Annotated in this window: 22 protein-coding genes; 7 read left to right on the top strand and 15 right to left on the bottom strand. The window is 66.9% G+C overall.

From position 1 onward, the window contains the following. Positions 1-166 precede the first annotated feature (166 nt). The 3 genes from QMX78_RS05485 to QMX78_RS05475 all read left to right on the top strand — a co-directional run bounded on the left by QMX78_RS05485 (position 167) and on the right by QMX78_RS05475 (position 3,393). Positions 167-991 (top strand): DUF932 domain-containing protein, encoded by an 825-nt coding sequence (locus tag QMX78_RS05485; protein WP_154352387.1) that lies wholly within the window; start codon positions 167-169, stop codon positions 989-991. A 79-nt stretch (positions 992-1,070) separates the two neighbouring features. Continuing rightward, positions 1,071-3,122: a ParB/RepB/Spo0J family partition protein gene (locus QMX78_RS05480; protein ID WP_154352388.1), complete on the top strand. Its 2,052-nt coding sequence runs from the start codon at positions 1,071-1,073 to the stop codon at positions 3,120-3,122. Between the two features lie 61 nt (positions 3,123-3,183). After that, a complete protein-coding gene (locus QMX78_RS05475) occupies positions 3,184-3,393 on the top strand; it encodes a hypothetical protein (RefSeq protein WP_154352389.1) in 210 nt (69 codons plus the stop codon). Between the two features lie 129 nt (positions 3,394-3,522). Here QMX78_RS05475 and QMX78_RS05470 read toward each other — a convergent pair whose 3' ends face one another. Further along, a complete protein-coding gene (locus tag QMX78_RS05470; protein ID WP_154353609.1) occupies positions 3,523-4,041 on the bottom strand; it encodes an N-acetyltransferase in 519 nt (172 codons plus the stop codon). A 696-nt stretch (positions 4,042-4,737) separates the two neighbouring features. Further along, positions 4,738-5,163, bottom strand: a complete 426-nt coding sequence (locus QMX78_RS05465; RefSeq protein WP_017355167.1) for a MerR family transcriptional regulator — start codon at positions 5,161-5,163, stop codon at positions 4,738-4,740. A gap of 41 nt (positions 5,164-5,204) precedes the next feature. Here QMX78_RS05465 and QMX78_RS05460 point away from each other — a divergent pair, with 41 nt between their 5' ends. The 4 genes from QMX78_RS05460 (at position 5,205) to QMX78_RS05445 (ending at position 7,356) form a co-directional block, all read left to right on the top strand. Further along, positions 5,205-5,561 carry a mercuric transporter MerT family protein gene (locus QMX78_RS05460; RefSeq protein WP_017355168.1) on the top strand — a complete coding sequence of 119 codons (357 nt, stop codon included), beginning with the start codon at positions 5,205-5,207 and terminating at the stop codon, positions 5,559-5,561. Between the two features lie 8 nt (positions 5,562-5,569). Then, positions 5,570-5,857 (top strand): heavy-metal-associated domain-containing protein, encoded by a 288-nt coding sequence (locus tag QMX78_RS05455; protein WP_017355169.1) that lies wholly within the window; start codon positions 5,570-5,572, stop codon positions 5,855-5,857. Continuing rightward, a complete protein-coding gene (locus QMX78_RS05450) occupies positions 5,850-6,062 on the top strand; it encodes a GDCCVxC domain-containing (seleno)protein (protein ID WP_083536958.1) in 213 nt (70 codons plus the stop codon). Before QMX78_RS05455 ends, QMX78_RS05450 begins: the two co-directional genes overlap by 8 nt. 94 nt (positions 6,063-6,156) lie before the next feature. Further along, complete coding sequence (locus QMX78_RS05445; protein WP_017355170.1) at positions 6,157-7,356, top strand: hypothetical protein; 1,200 nt, start codon at positions 6,157-6,159, stop codon at positions 7,354-7,356. 36 nt (positions 7,357-7,392) lie between these two features. On the opposite strand, the gene QMX78_RS05440 is transcribed toward QMX78_RS05445, so the two are convergent. From QMX78_RS05440 to QMX78_RS05380, 13 genes are all read right to left on the bottom strand, one after another. Beyond that, on the bottom strand, positions 7,393-8,496 hold the full coding sequence (locus tag QMX78_RS05440; RefSeq protein WP_036196077.1) for an acetate/propionate family kinase: 1,104 nt from the start codon (positions 8,494-8,496) through the stop codon (positions 7,393-7,395). A gap of 19 nt (positions 8,497-8,515) precedes the next feature. After that, the gene (locus QMX78_RS05435; protein WP_082316348.1) at positions 8,516-10,591 is read right to left on the bottom strand and encodes a heavy metal translocating P-type ATPase; all 2,076 of its coding nucleotides are present in this window, start codon (positions 10,589-10,591) and stop codon (positions 8,516-8,518) included. A 63-nt stretch (positions 10,592-10,654) separates the two neighbouring features. Further along, the gene (locus tag QMX78_RS05430; RefSeq protein ID WP_017355174.1) at positions 10,655-12,247 is read right to left on the bottom strand and encodes an AarF/UbiB family protein; all 1,593 of its coding nucleotides are present in this window, start codon (positions 12,245-12,247) and stop codon (positions 10,655-10,657) included. Positions 12,248-12,272: 25 nt separating this feature from the next. Then, on the bottom strand, positions 12,273-14,738 hold the full coding sequence (locus QMX78_RS05425; protein WP_017355175.1) for a hypothetical protein: 2,466 nt from the start codon (positions 14,736-14,738) through the stop codon (positions 12,273-12,275). After that, on the bottom strand, positions 14,735-15,649 hold the full coding sequence (locus QMX78_RS05420) for a ribose-phosphate diphosphokinase (protein ID WP_017355176.1): 915 nt from the start codon (positions 15,647-15,649) through the stop codon (positions 14,735-14,737). The genes QMX78_RS05425 and QMX78_RS05420 overlap by 4 nt, the downstream gene beginning before the upstream one ends. After that, positions 15,646-17,163 carry a thymidine phosphorylase family protein gene (locus tag QMX78_RS05415; protein WP_154352390.1) on the bottom strand — a complete coding sequence of 506 codons (1,518 nt, stop codon included), beginning with the start codon at positions 17,161-17,163 and terminating at the stop codon, positions 15,646-15,648. Before QMX78_RS05415 ends, QMX78_RS05420 begins: the two co-directional genes overlap by 4 nt. Continuing rightward, on the bottom strand, positions 17,160-18,545 hold the full coding sequence (locus tag QMX78_RS05410) for an MBL fold metallo-hydrolase (protein ID WP_017357192.1): 1,386 nt from the start codon (positions 18,543-18,545) through the stop codon (positions 17,160-17,162). Before QMX78_RS05410 ends, QMX78_RS05415 begins: the two co-directional genes overlap by 4 nt. An 82-nt stretch (positions 18,546-18,627) precedes the next feature. Further along, the gene (locus tag QMX78_RS05405; protein ID WP_049436410.1) at positions 18,628-19,035 is read right to left on the bottom strand and encodes a hypothetical protein; all 408 of its coding nucleotides are present in this window, start codon (positions 19,033-19,035) and stop codon (positions 18,628-18,630) included. Next, on the bottom strand, positions 19,032-21,419 hold the full coding sequence (locus tag QMX78_RS05400; protein ID WP_049404642.1) for a heavy metal translocating P-type ATPase: 2,388 nt from the start codon (positions 21,417-21,419) through the stop codon (positions 19,032-19,034). Before QMX78_RS05400 ends, QMX78_RS05405 begins: the two co-directional genes overlap by 4 nt. Continuing rightward, positions 21,416-22,081 carry an isoprenylcysteine carboxylmethyltransferase family protein gene (locus QMX78_RS05395; RefSeq protein ID WP_017357195.1) on the bottom strand — a complete coding sequence of 222 codons (666 nt, stop codon included), beginning with the start codon at positions 22,079-22,081 and terminating at the stop codon, positions 21,416-21,418. Before QMX78_RS05395 ends, QMX78_RS05400 begins: the two co-directional genes overlap by 4 nt. Before the next feature lies 1 nt (position 22,082). Beyond that, entirely contained in the window at positions 22,083-22,397 is a 315-nt protein-coding gene (locus QMX78_RS05390; protein WP_065427866.1) for a DUF2933 domain-containing protein, read from the bottom strand. Next, entirely contained in the window at positions 22,394-22,906 is a 513-nt protein-coding gene (locus tag QMX78_RS05385) for a MerR family transcriptional regulator (protein ID WP_017357196.1), read from the bottom strand. The genes QMX78_RS05390 and QMX78_RS05385 overlap by 4 nt, the downstream gene beginning before the upstream one ends. 172 nt (positions 22,907-23,078) lie before the next feature. Continuing rightward, the gene (locus QMX78_RS05380) at positions 23,079-26,228 is read right to left on the bottom strand and encodes a CusA/CzcA family heavy metal efflux RND transporter (protein WP_049404640.1); all 3,150 of its coding nucleotides are present in this window, start codon (positions 26,226-26,228) and stop codon (positions 23,079-23,081) included. Position 26,229: the final 1 nt, after the last annotated feature.

Raw genomic sequence — 26,229 nt, 5'->3', positions numbered from 1 at the left:
CTCCTGACCGTCGCGGGCGATGAACTCAGGAAAGACGGTGGCAACAGGGCCAACCGGGTTCCTCGTGCCGACCGCACCGAACAGCCGAAAGGCTGGGCTTCCGAATCTAGGAATCCGGTGTGCGGTGTGAACAGCAAACCCTTTTTTCTTTGTCAGGAGAAATGCCATGCAACTCGCATCCCGCTTCGCTTCCCGTTCCCCGGTGCTGCGTTCGGAACGTCCCTTGTCCGACGACCAAATCCGGGCCGTGGCCCCGTCCATCTTCGCGGACGCCCCGCACGAAAGCCGCTCCGAGCGATACAGCTACATCCCCACCGCGACCGTGCTGCAAGAACTGCGCGGGGAAGGTTTCGAGCCTTTCATGGTGACGCAAACCCGCGTGCGCCACGACGACCGCCGCGACTACACCAAGCACATGATCCGGCTGCGCCACGCCAGCCAGATCAACGGCCGCGAGGCCAACGAAATCATCCTACTGAACTCCCATGACGGCACCAGCAGCTATCAGATGCTGGCCGGGATGTTTCGTTTCGTTTGCAGCAATGGCCTTGTCTGCGGCGATACCGTGGCCGACGTGCGCGTGCCTCACAAAGGCGACGTGGCTGGACAGGTGATCGAAGGCGCATACGAAGTCCTGCACGGCTTCGACCGGGCGCAGGAATCCCGCGATGCCATGCGCGCTATCACGCTGGACGCAGGGGAATCGGAAGTGTTCGCCCGCGCTGCGCTGGCGTTGAAGTACGACGAGAACAAGCCCGCGCCCATCACGGAATCGCAAATCCTGATGCCGCGCCGCCATGACGACGACCGCCGCGACCTGTGGAGTGTGTTCAACCGCACGCAGGAGAACTTGACCAAGGGCGGACTGTCCGGGCGAAGCGCCAACGGACGCCGCCAGCAAACCCGCCCCGTTCAAGGCATTGACCAAAACGTGCGCCTGAACCGCTCCCTGTGGCTGCTGGCCGATGGCCTGCGCCAGTTGAAAGCCTGAATCCCCACGCGGCAGGGGCAGGCAGCAGCCCTTGCCGCTTCTCTCGCTGCTGCATCCCTAACCGCAAGGAGTTATCACCATGAACGCCGTACTCAAAACCGAAACCGTCGCCATCGAAGCCGCCGCGCCGCTGGAAGCGGCAGACCCGACCAAGAACCTGATCTTGGTTCCGCTGTCGCAACTGTTGCCGCGCCGCTCCAGGCGCAACGTCCGCACGACCCCGCGCCAGTCCATCCCCGAACTGGCCGCGAGCATTGCCCGCATCGGCCTGCTGCAAAACCTGATCGTCATCCTTTCCGCGGACGGCGAGGCTTACGAGGTGGTGGCCGGTGATCGCCGCCTGACCGCCTTGAAGCTGCTGGCGAAGAAGAAGCGCATCCCCGCCGACTATGAAGTGCCGTGCCTGCTGGTGGCCGATGCGTCCGCCCGTACCGTCAGCCTCGCGGAGAACGTGCAGCGCGAGAACATGCACCCCGCCGACCAGTTCGCGGCCTTCGCCGCGCTGGTCAAGGAAGGCCGGCCCGTCGAAGACATTGCCGCCGACTTCGGCGTGTCCCCGCTGGTGGTGCAGCGCCGCTTGAAGCTGGCGAACGTCTCGCCGCGCCTGATGAACGACTACCGCGCTGGAACCGTCACGCTGGAACAGTTGATGGCCTTGACCATCACCGACGACCACGCAGCGCAGGAAGCCGCGTTCTATGGTGCGCCGGAATGGCAGCGCAGCCCGTCCAAGCTGCGCGAGCGCCTGACCGAGCGCGAAATCGACGCCGCGCACGCGCTGGTGCGCTTCGTCGGGCTGGACACCTACCGGCAGGCAGGCGGCGGCATCCGCCGCGACCTGTTCGCAGAAGGCGATGCCGGAACCTACCTCACCGATACCGCAGTGCTGGAAACGCTGGTGCGCGACAAGCTGGCAACGCTGGCCGAGGACGTGCGCGCCGAGGGCTGGGCGTGGGTGGAGGCCGTGCCGCATCTGGCCTACGAGGAACGGCAGGCGTTCCAGAACGCCCCGCGCCATCGCCGCGAGCCGACCACCCGCGAGGCCCGCCGCATCGCCTCGCTGGAAACCCGCCTCGAAAAGATCGACGCCGAACTGGAAGAAGCCTGCGACGCCGAGGACGAGGCCAAGGCCGAGAAGCTGGAACGGCGGCGCGATCAGGTGATCGGCGAACTGCAAGACGCGGAGGACGCCTTACAGGGCTATGCCCCCGAAGTGCGCGAGGTGGCCGGTGTCATCGTCACCATCGACCGCAACGGCGAAGCCGCCATTCATCGCGGCCTGCTGCGCGAAGCCGAGGCCAAGGCGCTGCGCACGCTGGAAAAGCTGCGGCGCGGTTTCGGCAACACCGAAGGCGAAGTCGCCAACGACGAGCACGAGGACGCCGACGACGCACCCAAGGCCGCGAGCCTGTCCGACCGGCTGGCGCAGCGGTTGAGCGCCCACCGCACGGCGGCGCTGCAAATCGAAGTCGCCCGGCATCCGCATGTCGCGCTGGCCGCACTGGTGCATGGCATGGTGCAGACCGTCTTGCAGCCCGACGCCTACGGCGATGGCCTGCCGCTCGGCGTGCGCCTCACGGCGCAATACCGGCTGGAAGGCATGGCACCGGACTGGCCGGAATCGCCCGCCGCCGTGGCGCTGCGCGAACTGCAACAGGTGGCCGGTGAAGCCTTGCCGGAGGACAGCGCCGAACTGTTCGCCGCGCTGCTGGCGAAGCCGCAAGACGAACTGGTGCGACTGCTGGCCGTGTGCGTGGCTTCCACGGTGGACGTGGTGACGCCCCGCGCCACGACGCACCATCGCGGCGAAGAACTGGCGCAGGCCGTGGGCCTCGACATGGCCGCATGGTGGAAGCCGACCGCAGAAGGCTACTTCAAGCACGTTTCCAAGGCCGTGATTCTGGATGCCGTGGGCGAGTACGCGCCCGAGCAAATCAACCGGCTGGCGAAGCTCAAGAAGGCCGACATTGCCAGCGAAGCCGAGCGGCTGGCCGATGGCACGGGCTGGATGCCCGCCATCTTCAAGGCCGCAGATCCGCAGGATGCCGCGCAGGAGGAAAGCCCGGAGCAGGACGCCTCGGAGGATGCCGAAGCAATGGCGGATGAACCCGCCGAGGTGCTGGCCGCTTGACCCGCGCCGAAGGCAAGCGCCCCGGCCTCGACCGGGGCGCTTCGCTGGAAGGAGAAGCTCCATGATCCACACCGCCACCAGCCGCCGGCGCATGGCGGCGATCTACGCCCCCGGCACAGTACGCGCCCGCCGCTGGCACGGCGCAGGCGACGTACGCGGCTATCGCCTGCCCTCGGGCTGGTCGGCCCGCGCCGACCTCACCGACATTCATCCCATCACGGGCCGCGCCTTGCCGCGCGCCTTGTGGTGGCTCATCGAGACGAAGGAATAACCGCGATCAGCACCGCGCCCAGGCCGTTCCGTCCTGGGCGCGGTGAAATGCAAATCCGGTCGCGGTAGTGGCCGCGCGCGGTGTTCAAGGCCAGCAGCCGATTCAGAACGCCGCCGCCTTCGCGCTGGCTCAGGCGGCGGCGTTGAAAGCATCGCTGTAGTGTGCGATGCCTTCGGGCACCGGCCCATCGAAGGCCAGTGCCATGAAGTAGCCGGGCGGCACGCCCGGCAGTTGCAGGCCCGCACGGGCCTGAAAACCAAAACGCGCGTAATACGCGGGATCGCCCAGCAGCACGCAGCCCGCGGCCTGCATGTCACGCAGTTCAGACAGCGCCTGTTCCATCAGGCGCGAGCCGATGCCGTGCCCTTGCCTTTGCGGCAGGACGGAGATCGGCCCCAAGCCGTACCAGCCTTCGGCCTTGTGGCCGTTGCGATCGGTGATGGTCACGGGCGACAGGGCCACATGGCCGACGACCTGGCCGTGTTCCTCGGCCACGATGGAAAGCGTCAGTTCGTCGGCGGCGCGCAGGGCGCGCACGATGAACTGCTCGGTGTGGCTGGTGTGCGGTGCATCGGCGAAGGCGGCGACCGTGACGGCCTCGATGGCGGCCATGTCGTCAGGTGTTTCGTGTCGTAGCTGGATGGTCATGGACTGCTCTTGGATTCTTTCCTGAAAATATAGAACGGCCTGGGCGTGTCGGCGCTTCGCCCCGCCGGGCTTTCGGGCTGCGCCCCGTGTCAACTTCGCTGTCACGGCCATTCGGCTTCAATTCCTCGCGCCTTCGCGCCTTTGGCGCTGCGCGCTTCGCTTGCCTCCAGGGGAAAGCCCTGCGGGCTATCCCCGCCGCGCGATGCTTGGCGCCCCTCGATGCGGCCGAACCGGCTGCGCCGGATCGGCGCGGCCAGCGCTACGCTGCGATGGACGGGGTGCTGGCGAACACGCTGGCCCTTGCTGCAGCAGGTTGCACGGATGCGTGCTGCCCTCAACGCTGGCGGTTCCTGCCCATCACGTCACGAAGGACGGTTCACGGACAACCCGCCCGGCATCGCTATGGAGCTTCCACGCCACGCCTCAAGACCGGCGCCGCAAGGTGCGGCCGGGGCTTTCTCGCCTTTCATTTGGTGGTTGACCTGGCCCGCGTCAGTGAGCGAGCTGGAGAAGCCTTCGGGCGGGGATGCCGAGTCGGCCCCATCTCCTTTCGGAGCGGTTCGGCCCAAGGCGTCCTTGTCTCGTTGTGAATCCTGGCGGTGGCACGGCTGCGCCTCGGGCTTCATGGCTGCAACCGTCCGGCGAAAACAATTTGAGGGTCGGCAGGGATTCGTGTAAAAACGGGCCGAAAGTGAGCTAACTGCCTGTCGCAGCTGGCTTTATTGGCCGCTCCAGAAAATCGAGGGTTGGGCAGCACTCTCCCGCCGGCACTTGGGCGCACCGCGCTATTTTCTGTTCGAGATCCCTCTCCAGCTGTCGCAGCTCGCGGATTCGTAGACGGACATCGACGAGCTTTCGCTCGGTCAGCTGACGGGTCTGCTCGCAAGAACCTTCGCCTGTGATCTCTAGCAGGCCAGCGATCTCGTCGAGGCTGAATCCCATCATCTGAGCGCGCCGGATGAACTGAAGCCGATTGACATCGTTTTCGTCGTAACGACGCACGCCTCCTATGGGTCGCTCGGGTTGACGCAGCAGCCTACGCCGCTGGTAGTAGCGCACGGTTTCGACGTGCACATCGGCCGCCGCCGCCAGCCGGCTGATCGTAAACGTGTTCGGACGCACGGCTTGACTCCGTACCTAGGTACAGAGGCTAGTATGCTCTGATGCAAACAACCCCGGCCAAATCGTCTGTTCCAGCCATCGTTGGCGCGAGCATCGCCGCCATTGGCGCATCGGTCTGCTGCGTCGTGCCGCTGGTGCTGGTCCTGCTGGGCATCAGTGGCGCCTGGATCGGCACCCTGACAGCTCTCGATCCCTTGAGGCCCTGGTTCAGCGCCGCCGCCGTACTGTCCTTGGCCGTGGCGTTTTGGATGCTGTATCGACCGGCGGCACGGTGCGGTGTGGATGGCAGTTGCATCGCCCCGGACGCTCTGCGACGCAGGCGACGTTGGCTCTGGTTGGCGACAGCCCTCATCGTCCTGTTGCTGCTGTTTCCCTATTACATCGTCTGGATTCTGTAGGAGGCGCGATGCACAAGTGGATACTGGCCCTGGTGGCTGCTCTGTCGGTCGGTGCCGCTCTTGCGACGCCCGCAACCGTAGTGATGCTCGATGCTGAGAACATGACCTGTCCCGCCTGCGGCATCACCATCAGGAAGGCGCTGGAGAAGGTGCCGGGCGTGGCCGATGTGAAGGTGGACACCCGGGCTGAAACAGTCACGGTGACGTTCGAATCGAGCCAGACGGATGCAGCCGGAATCGCGCGTGCAGTCACGGAAGCAGGCTTCCCGGCCAAGGTGCGGACTGGCGGTGAGTGACGTCAAGCTGGAAAGCGTCTTGACCTGCCCGGAGTGCGGCCATCGGGCGACCGAGACAATGCCCATCACAGCGTGTCAATTCTTCTATGAGTGCACGGGCTGTGGAGCGGTTTTGCGTCCGCATCAAGGCGACTGCTGTGTGTTCTGCTCGTTCGGAACAGTGCCATGTCCACCGATCCAACAGAACAATCCCTGTTGTGGTTGAACCGCGGACTCCGATAATAGTTGGACAGACAGGCTGCGAGATCGACTGTGCCACCCTGGAAAGCGCGCCGCTCAACCAGCGGTGTGCATGCGAAGTGGTCGACATCCTCCGTCTGCACGAGTCGATCCGGGGTGCCTTTCCGGAGTTCACGACTGATCCCGCCGTACACGCGCACTTATTTTCACCCTATGCCTTGTTCGTTGATCGGCCCGCGTTGGAGGCCATGGGACGAGTCGCGGCGGCGGTCTTCGACGTCGCAGGAAACCCGGGATATAGCCAACGGGTCCTGCAATGGGCCCCTGACATTGCAACCCATGATCCGGGTTCGGCGGGGGGCGTCCTGGGTCTGGACTTTCACCTGACGGTCGATGGCCCGCGGCTGATCGAGGTCAACACCAATCCAGGCGGTCTGCTCCTCAATGCCTTGTTGCTCGATGCCGTGCGGTCTTGCGCGCCGCCAGCATGGGCCACCTGGACCAACGCGGCCCAAGCGCGTGATGCGGCCGTCACGGCCTGGATGGAGGATGCTCGGCAGCAATCCGGGCGCACGCCGTCGCGCCTGGCCATCGTGGACAGCACTCCGCGAGCGCAGTTCCTTTACCCCGAGTTTGTGCTGTACGCGAACGCGTTTCGGGACCATGGCGTGGACTGCGTGATCAGCGCTCCCGAGGATTTGTCGTTTGGTTCGGACGGGCTTGAGGATGCCCACGGTCGAATCGACACTGTCTACAACCGGTTGACCGATTTCGCGCTCGAGGATGCCTCGCATGCAGACATTCGTGAGGCTTACCTGGCAGGGGACGTCGCGCTGATGCCGCATCCCCGAGCACACGCGCTGTTTGCCGACAAGCGCAACCTTGCGGTGCTCGGGGACCCGGCTCTGCTCGGCGGGTTCGGGGTCGATGCGGGTTCGACGGCACTGCTGGGCCAGGTGATCCCGCCCACGGTCGAACTCGTGCCCGCGAACCGGGATGCGTTGTGGGCAGTGCGCAACGGATATTTCTTCAAGCCTGCAGCAGGGTTTGGCAGCCGTGGGAGTTATCGGGGCGACAAGTTGACCCGGCGGACTTGGGCGTCTATGGCGTCGGCGACCTACATCGCACAGGCCTTCGCGCCACCGAGCATGCGGATCGTGCATGGGGGCCAGTCCCTCAAGGCGGATGTGCGCTGCTTCGCGTCCGAGGCGGGTGTCCTGTTGTTCGCGGCCAGGCTGTACCAGGGCCAGACCACGAACATGCGCACCCCCGGTGGTGGATTCGCAGCGGTGCTCACGTCGTCACGGATCGAGGAGTGATTCCCCACCGGAGCCGACCCTTGGGGCGTGTCGTGGCTACAGCCAGGCGAGTGCCGATTCAGCCAGTTCGCGCTCCTCATCGATCGCGACGTTCCATATGCTCGGCCCGCCCCCGCGGTCGATCCGCGTGGCTCCAGCATCGTTGACGTCAGGTGCCAGCGCCAGGCCGAGCCAGGCCAGTCGCGCGACGATGCGAGCCCGCAAAACCGGCGCGCGATGGCCGATGCCGCCGGAAAAGACGACATGGTCGAGACCGCCAATTGCCGTGGCCATGGCCGCGATGGACTGCGCAATCCGGACTGCAAAGAGCTCCACGGCAAGCTGGGCCTGCGGGCCGGGATCCGTCAGCAACACGCGCATGTCGCCATGGCCGGCGATTCCGGCAAGGCCTGCACTGCGGTACAGGCCGTTTTCAAGCGCCTGCGCATCCAGGCGTTCATGCCTCAGCAGATACAGCAACGCGCCGGGATCGAGATCTCCGGAGCGGGTAGGGCTCGGGATTCCACCCAGCGGAGTGAGCGCCATGGTGGTGTCGCGGCTGCGGCCGCCCTCGACGGCGCAGACGCTGCAGCCACCCCCCAGATGCGCGAAGACAGCGCGGCCCTTCAGGATTCCAGCGTCGTGGCTGGCCACTATGCGGAGCGCGGAGGCAAAGGCGAGTCCATGGAAACCGTAGCGGCGGATGCCCAGCGCATCCCATGCTTCAGGGACAGGCAAGCGCCGGCTCCAGGGCGCGAGCGACGCGTGGAAGTCGGTGTCGAAGGCCACGCCTTGGCGCGCGTGCGGCCAACGCATGCGCGCGGCACGCGCGAAAGCGAGGGCTACCGGCTGGTGCAAGGGTGCGAACGGCACCAATGCATCCAGTTTCGCGAGCACGGTTTCGTCGAGCTCGCGGGCGTCGTGCAGGTCACCGCCATGTACGATTCGGTGCACCACCACGTCGGGGCTGGGCCACGGCTCCGACAATGCCTCGAGCAGGGTGGCAAGGCGCTCCTGCGCATCCACGCCGACTGGAATTTCGGCCCGGGAGCGCTCGAGCAGACGAGACTGCGCGCCGTGTCCCTCAGTGTTGAACAGATAGGACGCGCCCTTGAGGGTGGACGAGCCAACGTTGAGTGCAAGAAGCCGGCGCGTGGTCACAGGTGTCCCCGAATCATGTTCATGGGGACCGCACCGCCCGGCGCAACAACTGCGCATTGATTGCCACAACGACGGTGCTCAGCGACATGAGCACTGCCCCAAGCGCAGGTTGCAGCAGGATCCCCCATGCGGCGAGAACGCCAGCGGCGAGAGGGATGGCGACGATGTTGTAGCCGGCGGCCCACCACAGGTTCTGGATCATCTTGCGATAGGTGGCCTTGCTCAATTCGATGATCGCTGGCACGTCGCGCGGGTCGCTGCGCACGAGTACGACGTCGCCGGCCTCGACCGCGACGTCCGTCCCTGTGCCGATGGCGATGCCGACGTCGGACGTGAGCAGCGCCGGAGCGTCATTGACACCGTCACCCACCATCGCGACGCGCTTGCCCTGGGCCTGCAGCTCCTCGATCTTTGCCACCTTGTCCTCGGGCAATACCTCGGCGAAGACGGTGTCGATGTTGAGTTCCTTCGCGACCGCGTTTGCGACCGCCGTGGAATCACCCGTCAGCAGGACAACCTCCAGTCCTTCGTCGTGCAGCCGCTTGACCGCGTCGAACGATTCGGGACGGATGGCATCCGCGATCGCAAATACGGCGAGCACCCGGTCGCCTTCCACCAGGTAGGTTGCAGATTGACCATCGGCTGCCGCTGATTCGGCAGCCCGCCGAAGCGTCTCCGGCGGTTCGACCGCGAGCATTCTCAACAGACCCGGCCCGCCAACGTGAAGCGAGCGCTCCTCGACGACTGCGCGCACGCCGCGTCCCGGCATGGACTCGAAGTCCTGCGACATCGGAACGTCGATGCCATGTTCCTTGGCGCTGGTCATCAGCGCCTGCGCGATCGGATGTTCAGCGTCGCGCTGGACCGACGCGGCCACGCGAAGCACCTCGTCGTCGGTGAGTCCATCGGCGGCAGTGGTCTTCACGACGCGGTGCGAACCGAGCGTGAGCGTGCCTGTCTTGTCGAACACGACCGTGTTCAGCAAACGGGCCTCTTCCAGGCCGCGTCGATCGCGCACGAGCAGGCCGTTCCGTGCGCCAATCGTGGTCGAGATGGCGGTCACCAGCGGGATGGCCAAACCCAGCGCATGGGGACAGGCGATCACGAGCACGGTCACTACGCGCTCGATCGTGAAGCTCCACGGTCGACCGAGGAGTGGCCAGACAATGGCGGTAACCGCGGCGGAGACGATGGCGATGATCGTGAGGTAGAACGCCGCCCGGTCCGCCAGGGCCTGGGCGCGCGAGCGCGACGTCTGGGCCTGCTCGACGAGCCGCATGATACCCGCGAGCGCGGTCTCGTCGCCGGTTCCCGTCACCTCGACACGCAACGAGCCCTGTCCGTTGACGGTGCCGGCGATCACCCGGTCGCCCGTCGACTTGTCCATCGGCTTGGACTCGCCGGTGATCATCGCTTCGTTGACGGCGCTGGTCCCTTCCTTCACGACGCCGTCGGCGGGAATGCTCGCGCCGGGCCTGATGAGCAGCAGGTCGCCGCGCTTCAGTTCCGCGACAGGGACTTCCTTCGCGGTACCGGCCTCATCCAACCGCACCGCCATATCAGGCAGCAGCTTCGCGAGTTCCTTGAGAGCGCCCTGTGCCTGGTTGATCGAACGCATCTCGATCCAGTGGCCGAGCAACATGATCGCCACCAGCGTCGCCAGCTCCCACCACAGGTCCAAGCCCTCGACAACGCCGAGCGTGACCAACGCGCTGTAAAGGAAGGCGACGGTGATCGCAAGCGAGATCAGCGTCATCATGCCCGGCAGGCGATTTCTCAGCTCGTGGTATCCGCCGCGGAGGAACGGCGAGCCGCCGTAGAAGTACACGATCGTGCCGAACACCGCCGGGATGTACGCCGACCCCGGGAACTGTGGTGCGGTGTAGTCGAACCAATGCTGGATCATCCCGCTCCAGATCAGAGTGGGGATGGTCAGCAGCAGCGTGAGCCAGAACTTGTCGCGGAAGCTCGCCACGCTGTGGCCGGCATGCTTGTCGTGCCCGGCATGGACGTCACCTTCAGCACCCGTGCGGGGATGCGGCGGTTGCTCGCCGTGCGCCTGATGATCTTGATGATGATGATTGTGTTGCGTCATGGGTCTGCCTTCCTGGATGCACTGATGCGCCGGGCACCAGCGGGGAGATAGATCAGTGTTCTGTTACAAGTGTCCCGATCTGGCGATGGCCATCACCAGCCGCAGTGAGAGCAATCCCGCAGCAGCGAAAGCCACCATAGCCAGGAAAGGCATGTGACCGAACACTTGCGGGCCGTCGGAATGCAGGCTCAACAGCGCACCGCTTACGTACAGGCCCAAGGTGACCAGGGCCAACGCCAGCCGGTTGCCCGTGCGCGCGATTGCCTCCTGCGTGGAACTCAGGCCATGGTGGTGTACGGAGAAGGCGGGTCGTCCGTCGCTCAGTTGCGCCTGCCGCAACAGGTCGGTGGCGATCTGTGGCAGTTGGCGCGCAGTGCGGGCCAGCCGCATGGCAAGCGGCCTGTTGCCGCTGGGGCGGCTGGCTTCGGCAATGTCGGCGATCGCGGCCGCCTGCGCGGACAGCGTCCCCAGCAGGTCCAGATTCGGATCCAGCGCCCGCAGCGTGTTCTCGACCAGGAACAGCGTCCGGATCAGGGACAGCAGGTGGGCCGGAAGCCGGAAGCCAGCGCCCTGCCCAATGCGTGCCACGCGCCAGATTGCCTCGGCAATGGACCACTGCGCCAGCGGACGGCTGGCCATCTCGGCCAGGATCAGGTGGATCTCGCGCACATGCGAGCGGCGGTCGACCTGCGACGGGAAGAAGCCCATGGCGATCGCTGCATCCAGCACGCCCTCGGCGTCGTCGGCCGCAATGGCCTCGACCATGCCGCCGAGCGCGAGCCGGGATGCAGGGTCGAGCACGCCGATCGATCCAAAGTCATGCAGGCACAGGCGACCGTCGTCAAAGAAGAACAGATTCCCCGGGTGCGGGTCGGCATGGAAGACGCCGGCGCCGAAGAGCTGATGCACGTAGGCACCGAGCAGCGCCCTTGCCAGTGCGGGAGCGGCCGCTGTGCCGTACGCGGCCTCCAGACGGGTCCCGTGGCTTCGATCCTGCACAAGCACGTTGCGGGTGGCATACGGCTCGACGACGTGCGGCTGGGTGATGCCGGGCAGGGCATCCAGCACCTTGGCCATGCGCCGCATGTTCTGCGCCTCGTGACGCATGTCGATCTCGTCACGCAGGAATGCGCCTAGTTCGTCCACCAGTTCGAGCGGCCGGTGGCGTTTCAGTGGCGGCCAGATCCACTGGGCGACGCGCATCGTGCGCCGCAGGAGCAGCAGATCCGCCTGCACCTGGGCATGGATCCCGGGGCGGGTGATCTTGACGACCACATCGCGACCATCATGCATGCGCGCTGGATGGATCTGGGCCACTGAAGCCGCGGCCAGGGGCTTGTCATCGAAGCTGGCGAAAAGTTCGCCGACCGGCGCGCCAAACGCCTGTTCGACGATACGCATGGCCTCCTCCGCCGGGAAGGGGGGCACATCGCTGTGCAATCGCGACAGCGCCTCGCGATAGGGCGCCGGCAGCAGGTCCCAGCGCAGGCTCAAGCCCTGGCCCAGCTTGACGAAGGTGGTGCCCAACCCCACCAGTGTGGTGCTGACGTATGCCGGAAGCAGGTCGGGTGCACGTCGGCGCAGGCGCAGCACGGCGACGCCGAGCTTGAGTCCCGCCCAGGCAATCTGGCCTCCGCGCCGCACCGTGCCCGCCATCAACGCGCGCTCCCGGTTGGACAACTCATGGCGTCGACCCACTTGCAGGACGCAGGATCGTGGCCGGATCGCCCCGACCATCCACTGCCGCCAGCTCCGCTTCCGACAACAGGCCGCCCCGGGACTGGCCGAGGACGCCCGCGGCCGCATCGACCACGTGCGCCCAGGTGCTGCGGTTGGCGAACAGCAGTCCCGGCACGTCCAGCGTGCCGCCGCGGTTGACGAAGCCGAGCGCCGCGGTCGTGGCCGGGCCAGTGTCGAGCCGGCGCAGCGCGCCCAGGAAGGGCTCGGGCCGCGTATGCGTGACGAATATGCGCGGCCGTTCCGCCGGGAACAGTGCATGGACCTCGCTGTCGGAGTGCACGTACCGCGCCTCGTCCGGATCGCGCGGCGTGCGGAACCGGCCGGGCTCGCCGAGATAGACGATCGCGGCCGACACGCCACGTTCAACGAGGCGCACCTGCGCGTGGCGCACTTCCTGCAATTGGTAAGCACCGGTGGCGACCAGCAGGATCGCCGCTGTCGCCGGGTTGCCGGCCAGGCACAGCGCACCTTGGGTGGCCAGCGCCTGCGCCTGCGTCGGTGTCAGCTCGTGCGGCACCGGTCGCTTGGGGACGACCAGGGTGGTGACCGTGCCGCGTTGCGCGTAGGCGTGGGCGAGGGCCGCGGCGGCGCCGTTGGCGTCCGGGGGAAACACCACGCGCGATATGTCGGCCATTTCGCCCAGGAGCGCCTCGGCCATGGTCGGATCCTGATGGGACTGCTCGTTCTTCGCGTTCTCCCACGTGTGCGAGGTCAGCACGAGAGGCACGCCCAGCCAGCCGGGCGGTCGCCCCGCCTGTGCCTGGTGACGCGCGAAGATCAATTCCTGGCGCACGGCGCCAAGCATCTTCGGTGCGAACGCCTCGTAGGTGACCACCAGGTTCAGCCCGCCCTTGTTGCCGAGCGCGGCGCATACCACGGCTTCCTCATTAAGCGCGGTGATGACCGCGCCAGTGGTCGATTCCGCGACACCGGGCTCGGGCTCGTGCACCCGGTGCTTCATTGCGTCCAGGGTGCGATCGAGCTTGTTGCTGCGCAGCTCGTCAGGATTGCCCACGCGCACGCGCAGCCCCGGGTTCGCTTCGGCGATGGCGACGAACTGCTCGTCGAGCGCGGTCATCGGCGAGCTCTCGCCGCCGGCGCCGCGGTCGGCGATCGCCGGGACGCGGGGCGGTTCCACCTGGCGATCGGCCAGCGCATGGTCGCGCTCGCGCACGCGCTGCTGGAGGTCGTGGCTGTTGAGTGCGGCAACAGCCTCCTCGAGCTCGGACGCGGCCACGAACAGCGCCGCGGCGCCTTGATTGAAGAGCGCGCGTGCCTCGGCCTCCTTCGACGGATTCCCGGGCAGGGGCAGGTTGTGCGAGGCGTTGGTCCCGGCGCCGGGGAATCCGAAGCCCTTCACGGTTTCGGCAATGCCATAGGGCAGCCGCACGTCGGCATCGGGAACGGCGGCGCCCGCTTGCAGGCGCGACTCCATCACATGGATACCCCACGCGATGCTGGCCGGATCGCGCCCGTCCAGCGCGATCGGATCAAAGCCGTTCAATCGCAGGTGCCGGTCCAGCCACCGCTCGCCGCCCTGCTGGGCGATCTGGCTGCGCTGTTCGATGCGCCGCCCGTTGAGGATGATGATCGGGCTGACCAGCCCGCTGTCCTCGGCACGCCACCAGCGCGGCGCCCAGTCGCTGCCGCGCTGTTCCTCGAACGCACCGTCGCTGAGGAACGCCACCAGGCGTTCGTCCTTGAGCGGTGCATGCACGTACTGCAGTTCGGCAAAGCCGAGATAGCCGCCTTCCATCACGCCCCCGGCGGTGTGCGCATTGACGTGGGAGCCCAGGGGCGACGCCGGTGTTCCGTCCGGATTGAGGGTGTAGGCATAGAAGTCGCCGACGAACCGGCTCAGCCCCGCGTCGGAGCGGTCGTAACGTTCGGCGTGCCGGGCGGTCATGTTGCCAACCAGCACGTTCAGCGCGTCGATGGCGGCCACGCAGTGCCCCTGGCCCATCATCCATGCGCGGGTGACGCCATCCAGGGCGTCCATCAGCAGGTAGCCGGCGTAGGCCGGCACCATGTTGAGGGACCCGCCAGTGTGGCCTTCGGGCGTGGCCTTGAAGTCATCGGCCTCGAGGGCCGCGCCGTCGGTGCGGACCCGCTGGCTGTAGGTCATGTGGGCCACCAGCCACATGCCGGCGCTGGTGACGCGATCGGCCGCGGCGAGCCGCTGCCAGGCGGTGCCGGCATCGGGCGTGCGGCCCAAGGCCACCAGCTCGTGCACCATCTGGCGGACCCGGAGCTGGGTGAGCGGGTCATGTCGGATCACGCCGTAGCCGGCCGCCCAATGGTCAAACGCGGGATCGGCCCGCCGGTGGGCGTCGGCGAGTTCAAGGGTCCGCTGGCGCTCGGCGGCCGACAGCTGGTCGGCGGTGCAGCAGTTGAGATGCAGGTTCATGGGTCCTCCGGGGAGTCGGCCGAAGCGGACATCAGGGTCGATGCCGCGTCAGCGAGGTCCGCGCCGAGCGCGATCGCGTTCGACGGGTGGGCAATGGTGTCGGTACTGACGATGCGGGCCAGACCTGCTTCCTGCAGGCGGGCATAGGCATCGCCGGCGAACACCGGATGGATGGCGACCAGCAGTGGCGGCGGCAACGACAACCGGCGCAGGTGTGCGAGGGTCTCCAGGATGGTGTGGCCGGACGACACGATGTCGTCGATCAGGACCGGGGTCCGGCCCGCCACGGCCTGCGGGTCGGGCAGGCTGACGCGCACGTCGTAGTCGCCGTGCCGCTCCTTGGCCAGCACCTGGTAGGGCATGCCGGACAGGGCGGCGATGTCCGCTACCCACTGCTCGCTCTCGCTGTCAGGGCCGATCAGCACAGCGTCGGGGACGGTCTCAGCGATCCAGCGGGCCACGGCCGGCGTCGCCGATACGTGGACCGTCGGAATGCGGTAGAGCGACTGCAGGCGCTCGACGCGGTGCAGGTGCGGGTCCACGGTCACCAGCCAGTCGAAAGCCTCTTCGAGGAATTGCGCAAACAGCGGTGTACTGACCGCCTCGCCGCGATGGAAGCGGGTGTCCTGGCGCATATACCCCAGGTAGGGTGCGATGAGGCCGACCGAACGAGCCCCGAACTCGCGCGCGGTCCGGGCGGCGAAGCGCAGCGGGAGGGCCAGGGCATCGGCGTTGCGCAGGCTGGCCAGGATCGCCACATCGGCGCCGTCCAGTGCGTCGTCCAGGGTGACCAGCGACTCGCCATCGGGGAAGTGCCGCCAGGCCACGGGTGCAATGCGCGCCTGCAGGGGCTGGTTGATGGTGCCGGCCAACACTGCATCGGCCGGGAAGGGCATCAGCACACGGGTCATGGAACCTCTCCAAGCACAAAGGGTTGCAGCGTCGCGGCGTGCTCCAGGGCGTAGGCCAGTTCTCCCGGCGACTCCGCATGCAGGGTCATCATGGGCTGTCCGCGCTCGACCGTATCGCCGATCCGCAGACCGGTTTCGAGGCCGGCGGTGGGGGATGTCGGGGCGCCGGCCAGCTTGGCCAGTTTGGCCAGCCTGCGGTTGTCGATCGCCGCGATGCGGCCCGATGCAGGCGCCGGGACGTCGGCGGTGAACGCCGCCCGTGGCGGTTCGCGGAAGCCTCCCTGGGCCTCGCAGATCGCCAGGAACTTGGCCAGCGCCGCCCCGGAATCCAGCACGCCGCGCGCGCGCTCCAGTCCGGTGCCGGCGTTGCTGCCCGCTGCCATGTCCAGCAGCGCCGCGGACAGCGCAAGTGCGCGTTCGCGAAGGTCGGCGGGTGCATCGGCCGCGTTGCGCAGCACCTTGAGCACGTCGTGCGCCTCGAGCGCCGGGCCGATTCCCCGACCCACCGGCTGGGTGCCGTCGGAGCGATGGATGCCCAACTGCAATCCCAGCGCGCCCGCGGTGTGGGCAAGCCGCGTGCCGAGGCTGTGGGCCGCGGCCTCACCTCGCACCTTGGCCGTCGGACCCACCGGCATGTCGATCAGGACGTGGGTGGAGCCCGCGGCTATCTTCTTCGACAGCACGCTGGCGACCAGTTGGCCGTCGCTGTCGAAATCCAGCGGGCGCTGGACCCGGATCAGGATGTCGTCGGCCGGGCTCAGGCGCACGTTGCCACCCCACACGATGCAGCCGCCCTCGCGCTCCACCACCCGGCGCATCGCCGCCAGGTCGAGCGCCACCGGCGCCATCACTTCCATGGTGTCGGCGGTGCCCGCGGGCGACGTGATCGCGCGCGACGAGGTCTTCGGGATGCGGTAGCCCAGCGCAGCCACGATGGCCACCACGATCGGGGTGGTGCGATTGCCCGGCAGGCCACCTACGCAGTGTTTGTCCAGCACCGGCCCTTCGCCCCAGTCCAGGCGCTGGCCCACGGAGATCATGGCTCGCGTCAGCGCGGTCGTCTCCGCATGGTCCAGGCGGTCACCCGCGCTGGCAGTGACGAAAGCTGCAAGCTCCAGGTCCGACAACCTGCTTTCCATCACGTCCTGCACCAGGGCGAAGTACTGCGCGTCGTCCAACCGGGCGCCGAACACCTTGGCACGGAGCGCGCCCGCCGACGCCGCGGGTTCCGCGTGCCTGACGCCGGCGAGGGCGTCGGGCGCGGGATCGAGGAGCGTCCACGCGGCCTCCGACAACGCCACCTCGTCCAGGCCGAGCCGATCGTCGATGACCACGTTCAGCGTCGCCACCAGCGTGCGGGCGTCCACGTCCAGCCTGACGCGCGTCAACGCGGCAAAGCCTTCCGAGCGACAGACCTCGCAGTCGCGGTGCATATAGACCACCGGCTGCTGGTAGGTGTCGATGCCGGCACGGGTGACGCGCAGGCGGGTGTGGCCCGGGGCCTGCGTGGTCATCTCGCATCCTCCAATCCGACTTGCTCCAGGTGCCCCGGCACGCGCGCACGCCAGCCCAGTTCACGCTGCACGCGCCCGCGCAGCGTGTCTGCAGCGTCGGGCTCGCCGTGGGTGAGGTAGACCATGCGCGGCGCGGACGGCGCGGTGCGCATCCAGTCCAGCAGCTCCCCGGCGTCGGCGTGGCCGGAGAAGCCCTCCAGCTGCACCACCTCGGCGCGGATGGGGACCTCGCGGCCGAACATGCGCAACGTGCGCTTGCCTGCCGCCAGCGCGGCACCGCGTGTTCCTCCGGCCTGGTAGCCCGCGAGCAGGATCGCGTTGCGGTCATCGGGGCCGAACGCCTCGATGTGGTGCAGCACGCGCCCGCCGGTGATCATGCCGCTGGCCGAGATGATGATCATCGGCCCGCGCTGGCGGTTGAGTGCCTTCGACTCTTCTACAGTGTTGACGAAGGTGGCCACGTCGAACATCCGCTGGCAGTCCTCGTCGGACACGTGGTGCTCGGAGTGGTGGTCGTGGTAGTGCCGGGTCGCGTTGATCGCCATCGGGCTGTTGAGGTAGACCGGCACGCGAGGGATGTCCTTGCGCTCACGCAGCCGGGCGATATGCAGCATGAGCGCCTGGGCGCGGCCGATGGCAAAGGCGGGAATGACGATCACGCCCCCGCGGGCGGCAACGCGGCGGATGATCGGTGCCAGCTCGGCTTCTTGGTCGATCGGAATGTGTTCCCGATTGCCATATGTGGATTCGCAGACCAGGACGTCACAGGCGGGCAGGGGCGTCGGCGGATTCATCAGCGACTCCTGCTGCCGTCCCAGGTCGCCACTGAAGTGCAGGCGCTGGCCCTGGACGTCAAGGCTGACATGGGCAGCGCCCAGGATGTGGCCGGCAGGATGGAAGCGGATCGTGACGCCTGATGCGACCTCGATGTCGCGACCATAGTCATGCCCCTTGAGCTGCTTCAGGCTGCGGCGGGCGTCATCCTCGGTATAAAGCGGCCGTGGTTCCTTGTGCTTGGAGTACCCCTTGCGGGCCGCGTACTTGGCCTCCTCTTCGAGCAGGTGTCCGCTGTCGGGAAGCAGCAGGCCGCACAGGGCCACGCTGCCATGGGTGCAGTGGATCCGGCCGCGGAACCCTTGTTTGACCAGTGCGGGCAAGTAGCCCGAATGGTCCAGGTGGGCGTGGGTCAGGACCACCGCGTCGATTGATGACGCCTCGACGGGAAACGGAGCCCAGTTGCGCTCGCGCAATTGCTTGTAGCCCTGGAACAGGCCGCAGTCCACGAGCACGCGCTGACCGTTGGCCTCGACCAGGTAGCGCGAGCCGGTCACGGTGCCCGCGGCACCGAGGAATTGCAGGGTGGGGTTGGAAGACGCTGTCATGGTGTGGCTCCTGTCCTGGAAGGGAAGTGATTGCGGAGGGCATGGCGAGGGCCGAGGCGCATCTGCATCGCCCGCGCGCCTGTCAGGGGCGGATCAGCTCCACTGTGTCGTTGACCTTGGGGCTCCCGGAGATCACTTCAGCCTCCGCGTAGTGGCTGTCGAACAGTTCGACGATGCGCACTTGGCCAACGTTCTCGCGGCGGTAGCGTGGACCGCCGGCCCGCGAATGCCGGATACGGCGCTTGTGCCGGATCACGTCCAGCACCTGCCCGACCTGGGCACCGTCGGCCTGCCCGACACAGACCACAAGCGTTCCGTCCTGCTTTTCCAGCACCTGGCCGCGCATCAACACGTTGTGGCGGAACCCACCCTCGTTCGCGGAGACGACCCCCGGCAATGCGAACGCGAGCGCGAGGGCCAGTGCGGCGACCCAATGGCTGCGATTGGTACCTCGGGGTCTGGAATGGGCGACGTGTGTGACCGTATTCATGGTGTGGACTCCTTAGATGGGCTGCGAGGGGTGGCGGCATCCGCCAGTGGAAGGCGTTTGAGCAGCAACGCGTTGAGGGCGACGATCACCGAACTGCCCGACATCGACAGCGCGGCGATTTCTGGCGACAGCACGAACGGATAGAGCACACCGGCCGCCAGCGGAAAGGCCAGCACGTTGTAGCCCACGGCCCAGCCCAGATTCTGATGCATCTTGCGCAGAGTGGCGTGGGCGATGGTGGTCGCGCGAACGACGTCATAAGGGTCGCTGTGCATGAGCACGATGTCGGCACTCTCGATGGCGACGTCGGTGCCGGCGCCGATCGCGAACCCAACGTCGGCTTGGGTGAGCGCCGGTGCGTCGTTGATGCCGTCGCCCACCATGCCGACCTTGAGGCCCTGCGACTGCAGCTTGATGACCTCATCGGCCTTGCCGCCCGGCAGCACGTCGGCCAGCACGATGTCGATTCCCAGGTCCTGTGCCACGCGCTCGGCCGTGGGGCGGTTGTCGCCGGTGATCATCGCCACCTTGATGTTGCGCCGGTGCAATTCGTCGATGGCCGCGCGCGAGGTCTCCCGGATCGCGTCGGCAATCGCGAAGAAGCCTGCGAGCCGGTCACCCACCCCGGCATAGATCACCGTGCGACCGGCACCGGTGAGGCGCGCAGCCTCCGCTTCCAATACCGAGAGGTCGATGCCGTGCTCGACCATCAGGATCCGGTTGCCCAGCACCACCTGCACCCCGTCAACCACGCCGGTAGCGCCCTGGCCATCGATGTTGGTGAACGCGGTAGCGCGCTCGGCTACCGGACCGGCACGCTTCAGGATGGCCTGCGCCAGCGGGTGCTCGGAGTGCGCCTCGACCGCGGCGGCCGCGGCCAGCAACCGCTCCTGCGTCCAGCCCGGCGCGACCGCCATGTCGACCACCTCGGGGGCGCCGACCGTCAGGGTGCCGGTCTTGTCGAAGATCACCACGTCCAGGCGTGCGCTCTTCTCAATCGATTCGGCATGCTTGAAGAGGATGCCGTGTCGTGCCCCCAGGCCAGTGCCGATCATGATCGCCATCGGCGTGGCCAAACCGAGTGCATCGGGGCAGGCGATGACGAAGACGGTGATCGTCAGCGTGAGCGCGAACAGCAGCGGCTGTCCCAGCCACCAGAACCAGACCGCGAAGGTCAGCAGCCCGATCACGATCGCAGCCAGCACCAGCCATTGCGAGGCGCGGTCGGCGAGCAGCTGCGCGGGCGCCTTGGAGTTCTGCGCGGTCTGGACCAGCTTGATGATCTGCGCCAGTGCCGTGTCGCTGCCGATCTTGGTGGCGGTGTAGGCGAATGCGCCGCTCTTGTTGATCGATCCGCCGACGACGGACTCTCCGGGATCCTTGCGCACCGGCATCGACTCGCCGGTCAGCATGGATTCGTCGACCTGAGAGCTGCCTTCCGTCACGATGCCATCGACCGGGATCTTCGCCCCGGGCCGCACGATCACGGTCTCGCCGACCAGCACTTCAGCGGTGGGAATGTCGAGCTCCTGCCCCTCGCGCCGGACGACCGCGCGGGGTGGGGACAGCTTCAGCAGCGCTTTCATGGCGTCCGAGGCGCCGGCGCGAGCCCGCATCTCGAGCCAGTGGCCAAGCAGGACGAAGGTCAGCAGGACGGCCGAGGCCTCGTAGAAGTTCGGCCCGTCGAAGAAGAACGTCGACGCGATGCTGAAACCGTAACCTGTGCCCACGCTCAGGAGCACCAGGACCGCCATGTCCAGCACACCCCGTCGCAGGGACCGGATCGCGGCGCTGAAGAATGGCCAGCCCGGATACAGCACGGCGCCGGTCGCCAGCAGGAACAACCAGACGTTCTCGCGCAGTCCGAACGGCACCGGCGGCGGCTCTATCAGCCCGCCCATGGGCGACCACACGAATACCGGGATCGCGAAGGCGAGGGCGACCAGGAAGCGGCGGCCCATGTCGCGCGCCGCGGCGTGCAGATCGCTGCCGTGGTTCATGCCCGCATGGGCGTCGTGGCCCCCGGCATCCGTGGCGTCATCGCCGTGGCCGGCGTGGGCGTCAGCGGGGCGCTCTGCGGCCAATTCCTGTCCGTGCCCGGCATGCGCAGCATGGGCGTGCGCGCCTGCGGCGGGGTCGGCATCGGGCATCGGCGCGTTGCATTGGAAGCCGCAGTCGCGGATCGCGGTGGCGACCGCGCCCGCCGACAGGCGGGCCGGGTCGTAGGACACCTGCAGGGTCGCGGTAGCGAAATTCGCGCTGGTGGCGTTGACTCCAGGCAGCGCGGCCACGGCCTTCTCCAGCGTGCGCGCGCAGCCGGCACTCACCATGTCGCCGATGGGCCAGGTGCGCGTGCGCACAGTGGGTTTGTGGACGTGCGTCATCGGGTTTCTCCTTGGGATGGAGCGGGGCCGCGCCGGCGTCGCGGGATGAAGGCCGGCACTTCCTGCATGTAGCGGACGTAGTCGTCGCCGAAGCGGCTCAAGCAGTCTTTTTCCTCACGACGCGCCAGGCGGGCATAGGCCCACACGAGCACTGGATAGCTGGCGAGCGTGAGCAGCGTGGGCCACTGCAGCAGGAAACCGGTCAGCACGAGCAGGAAGGCGACGTACTGCGGGTGACGCATGCGCGCATACACGCCCTCGCGGGCGAGCCGGCCTTCACGCTGTGCCCGATACAGCACCGGCCAGGCGGCCGACAGCAGCCAGAAGCCGCCGCCGATCAGGACGAAGCTTGCGATGTGGAATGGGCCGAAATGCGGGTTGGCGCGCCAGCCGAACCACATCTCGAGCAGATGGCCCGCGTCATGGCTCAGCCAGTCCACCTGCGGATAGTTGGCGCTGAGCCAGCCGCCCAGGACGTACAGCGTCAGCGGGAAGCCATACATTTCCGCGAACAGGGCCACGACGAAGGCGGAGAACATACCGAACCCACGCCAGTCCCAACGGGTCAGCGGTTTGTAGAAGCTCCAGGCGAAGAAGATGAAGAACGCGGCGTTGATGGCGGCGAGGAGCCAAAGACCGTAGCCGGAGTCGGGTGCCTGCATGTCAGTGCCCTCCGTTCGAGGTGTCGGACGTTTCGTCGTTCAGTGCCCGCTTGCTACGGCTCTCATGCTGGCCATGGGGTGTGTCGTCGGCATTGCCGTCGCGCCCATGACTTCCGGAACCTCCATGACCGCCATGCCCCTTGTGCATGAACACATGCATCAAGGGACATAGCAGCAGGATGGCCAGGGGCAACCAGCGAAGCGTCCCCCCAAGGTGGGCGCGGTGCTCGACGGCGAGATAGAACACGGCCAGCGCCAGGAAGATCCAGAAGACCCAGCGTCGGGAGCCTGAGGGGGCAGGACTGGAGGCTGTCATGGCAAATTCTCCTCTGTGGGGCGGCGTCCAAGAAGTCGCCGGGGGGTGGACTTGACGAACCCGCCGCCTTCAGCAGCGGCAACAGATTCGATCAATGCGCAGACGTCATCGCCAGTCGGAATGGAGTCCGGAAGCTCCGCCCAGGCGTGGATGGCACGCTCCATTCGTCCGTGCATGGCGAGCAGCCTGTCCAGTTGTTGGCGGGTGTCGTCGAGCCTGCGCCGAATGATGTCCCGCACAAGCGGACAGGGACTATGTCGCAGCAGGCTGTGGTGGATGATTTCCTCGATTTCCCCCAGCGTGAAGCCAAGGTGTTGCGCCGTGCGAATGAAGTGCAGGCGAAGGAGCTCCGAGGTGGAGAACAACTGGTAGCCGCCCTCGGTATGCGTGGCCGCTTGCAACAGACCGCGCCGCAGGTAGTTGCGCACCACATGCACCGTGACATCGCCCTGCCGTGCCAGCTGGCGGACCGTCATCAGCGGCAGCGTCACTTCTTCCTTGGTCGTCATCGGCTTGCTCCCGGCGAGGTGTTGATCAGGCTAGACCTGTGTCTCGCACACAGGTCAACCGGCCTTGCGGTGGGCGAAGCCAGTAACGCGCGAATTGGCCGTGGACGGACGGATGTTCGCGGCCACAGTTGCATGAGCCGTCGGTCCCTGCCTGCGTTGAACGGCCCCATCACTACTTCTCCTTGGGTAGTGCGGAGGAGGGGTGCGGCTTCCTGGCCAGCTGCCGCTGCTTGATCAGCGAGTACAGCGCCGGGATCACGACCAGGGTGAGGATGGTCGAAGACACCATGCCACCTACCATCGGCGCAGCGATTCGGCGCATGACTTCCGAGCCAGTACCGCTGCTCCACATGATGGGCAGCAGGCCCGCCATGATCGCGACCACGGTCATCATCTTCGGGCGCACGCGGTCGACCGCGCCTTCGATGATGGCCTCGCGCAGGTCCCGTGAATCCAGTGCCCGGCCTTCGGCCTGCCTCTGCGCGGCACGCGCTTCAAGTGCGTGGTCGAGGTAGATCAGCATCACCACGCCGGTTTCCGCGGCGACGCCGGCCAGCGCGATGAAGCCCACGATCACCGCGACGCTGGTGTTGTAGTCGAGCATCCACATCAGCCAGATGCCACCGACCAGTGCGAAGGGCACCGACAGCATCACGATCAGCGACTCGGTGACACGGCGGAAGTTGAGGTACAGCAGCAGGAAAATCAGCGCCAGCGTCACCGGAACGACGACACGCATCTTCTCCGCGGCACGTTGCATGTATTCGTACTGTCCACTCCAGGTCACGTAGTAGCCAGGCGGGAACTGCACCTGCTCGGTGACCGCTTCCTGCGCAGCCTTCACGTAGCGGCCGAGATCGCTCTCTCGGGTGTCGACGTAGATGTACGCCGCCAGCATCGCGTTCTCGGTGCGGATGCTCGGCGCACCCTTCCTGACCTCAATCCGCGCCAGTTCGCCCAGCGGCACCTGGGCGCCGCCGGGCACCGGCACAAGGACTTGGCTGCCTATCCGGTGCGGATCGTCGCGGAGTTCGCGGGGATAGCGCACGATCGCGCTGAAGCGTTCGCGGCCCTGGAGGATGGTGGTGACGATCTCGCCGCCCAGCGCGGCGGCCACCACGTTCTGCACCTCGCCCAGGGTGACGCCGTACTGGGCCAGGCTGCCAAGGTCGGGGGTGATGTCGAGGTAGTAGGCGCCGGTCAGGCGTTCGGCGAACGCGCTGGTCGTGCCCGGCACTTCGCGCACCACGGCTTCGATCTCGGTGGCCAGCGCGTCGAGTTGCTCAAGGTCCGTGCCGAAGAGTTTGATGCCCACGGGCGTGCGGATGCCGGTGGCCAGCATGTCGGTGCGCGCCTTGATCGGCATCGTCCAGGAGTTGGCGACGCCCGGGAACTTCAGCGCCGCGTCCATCTCGGCGATGAGCTTGTCGGTGGTCATGCCGTCCCGCCATTCGTCCTCGGGCTTGAGGTTGATGACGGTCTCGAACATCTCCAGCGGTGCGGGATCGGTGGCCGTCAGGGCACGGCCCGCCTTGCCGAACACCGACTCCACTTCCGGGAAGCCCTTGATGATCCGGTCCTGCTGCTGCAGCAGCTCCGAGGCCTTGGTCACCGACATGCCCGGAAGCGACGCGGGCATGTACAGCAGCGTGCCTTCGTTGAGGGTTGGCATGAACTCGCTGCCCAGCCGCGATGCAGGCCACAGGCTTGCAAACAGGGCGGCCAACGCAAACATGATTGTGGCCATGCGATGCCGCAGAACGACGTTGATCACCGGCCGATAGGCCGCAACCAGGAACCGGTTCACCGGATTCTTGTGCTCGGGCACGATCTTGCCGCGCACGAACAGCAGCATGAGTACCGGTACCAGCGTGATCGACAACAGCGCGCCACCGGCCATCGCGAAGGTCTTGGTGAAGGCCAGCGGCTTGAACAGGCGACCTTCCTGAGCCTCCAGGGCGAACACGGGCAGGAACGAGACGGTGATGATCATCAGGCTGAAGAACAGCGCCGGCCCGACCTCGCGACAGGCATCGATGATCAGCTGGGTCCGGCTGCGGGAGCCGTCGGAGCGCTCGATGTGCTTGTGCGCGTTCTCGATCATCACGATCGCCGCGTCGACCATCACGCCAATCGAGATCGCGATGCCGCCCAGGCTCATGATGTTGGAGTTCATGCCCAGCATGCGCATCGCGATCACCGCGATCAGCACGCCGACGGGCAGCATGACGATCGCGACCAGCGCGCTGCGCGCATGGAACAGGAATACCAGGCACACCAGTGCGACGATCAGGCTCTCCTCGAGCAGCGTCGTGCGTAGCGTCTTGATCGCGCGCACGATGAGATCGGAGCGGTCGTAGACCGCCTGGACGCTGACGCCCTCGGGGAGTCCACTCGCAAGCTGGGCGATCTTGTCCTTCACCCCCCCGATCACGGCCAGGGCGTTTTCGCCGAAGCGCGCAATGACGATCCCGCCCACAACGTCGCCTTCGCCGTCCAGGTCGACGATGCCACGGCGCTCATCGGGTACCAGTTCGACCCGGGCGACGTCGCCGATCAGCACCGGTGCGCCCCCTTCGGCGCGCAGAACCAGGCTCTCGATATCCTCGATACCGCGCAGGTAGCCGCGGCCCCGCACCATGTACTCGGTCTCGGCCATCTCGATCACGCGGCCGCCGACGTCGCGGTTGCTCTCGGCGATCACCTCGGACACGCGTGAAATCGGGATGTCGAACTCGCGCAGCCGGACCGGATCGACGGTGATCGAGTACTGGCGCACGAAGCCGCCGACGCTGGCGACCTCGGCCACGCCGGGCGCGGTGGTGAGCTGGTAACGCAGGTACCAGTCCTGCATCGCGCGCAGCTCGTCCAGCGAGTGGCGGTCGCTCTGCAGCACGTACTGGTAGACCCAGCCCACGCCGGACGCGTCGGGTCCCAGTGCCGGTGCCACGCCAGCCGGCAGGTTTTTCGACGCGACGTTGAGGTTCTCGAGCACGCGCGAGCGCGCCCAGTACAGGTCCGTGCCTTCTTCGAAGATGACGTAGATGAAGGAGGCGCCGAAGAACGAGAAGCCGCGGACGTCCTTCGACTTCGGCGTCGCGAGCAGGGCGCTGGTCAGCGGATAGGTGACCTGGTCCTCGACCACCTGGGGCGCCTGCCCCGGGTACTCCGTGAACACGATCACCTGCACGTCCGACAGATCCGGTTGTGCGTCCAGCGGCGTGTTCATCAGTGCGTAGATGCCACCGGCGACAATCGCCAGCGCCATCAGCAGCACCAGGAAGACGTTGCGCACCGACCATTCAACGAGACGGCCAAGCATG

Source organism: Stenotrophomonas sp. PS02298, from assembly GCF_029959445.1.
Lineage (GTDB): Bacteria > Pseudomonadota > Gammaproteobacteria > Xanthomonadales > Xanthomonadaceae > Stenotrophomonas.
The sequence above is the reverse complement of the archived record's forward strand: the minus strand, read 5'-3'. Positions and strand labels throughout refer to the sequence as shown.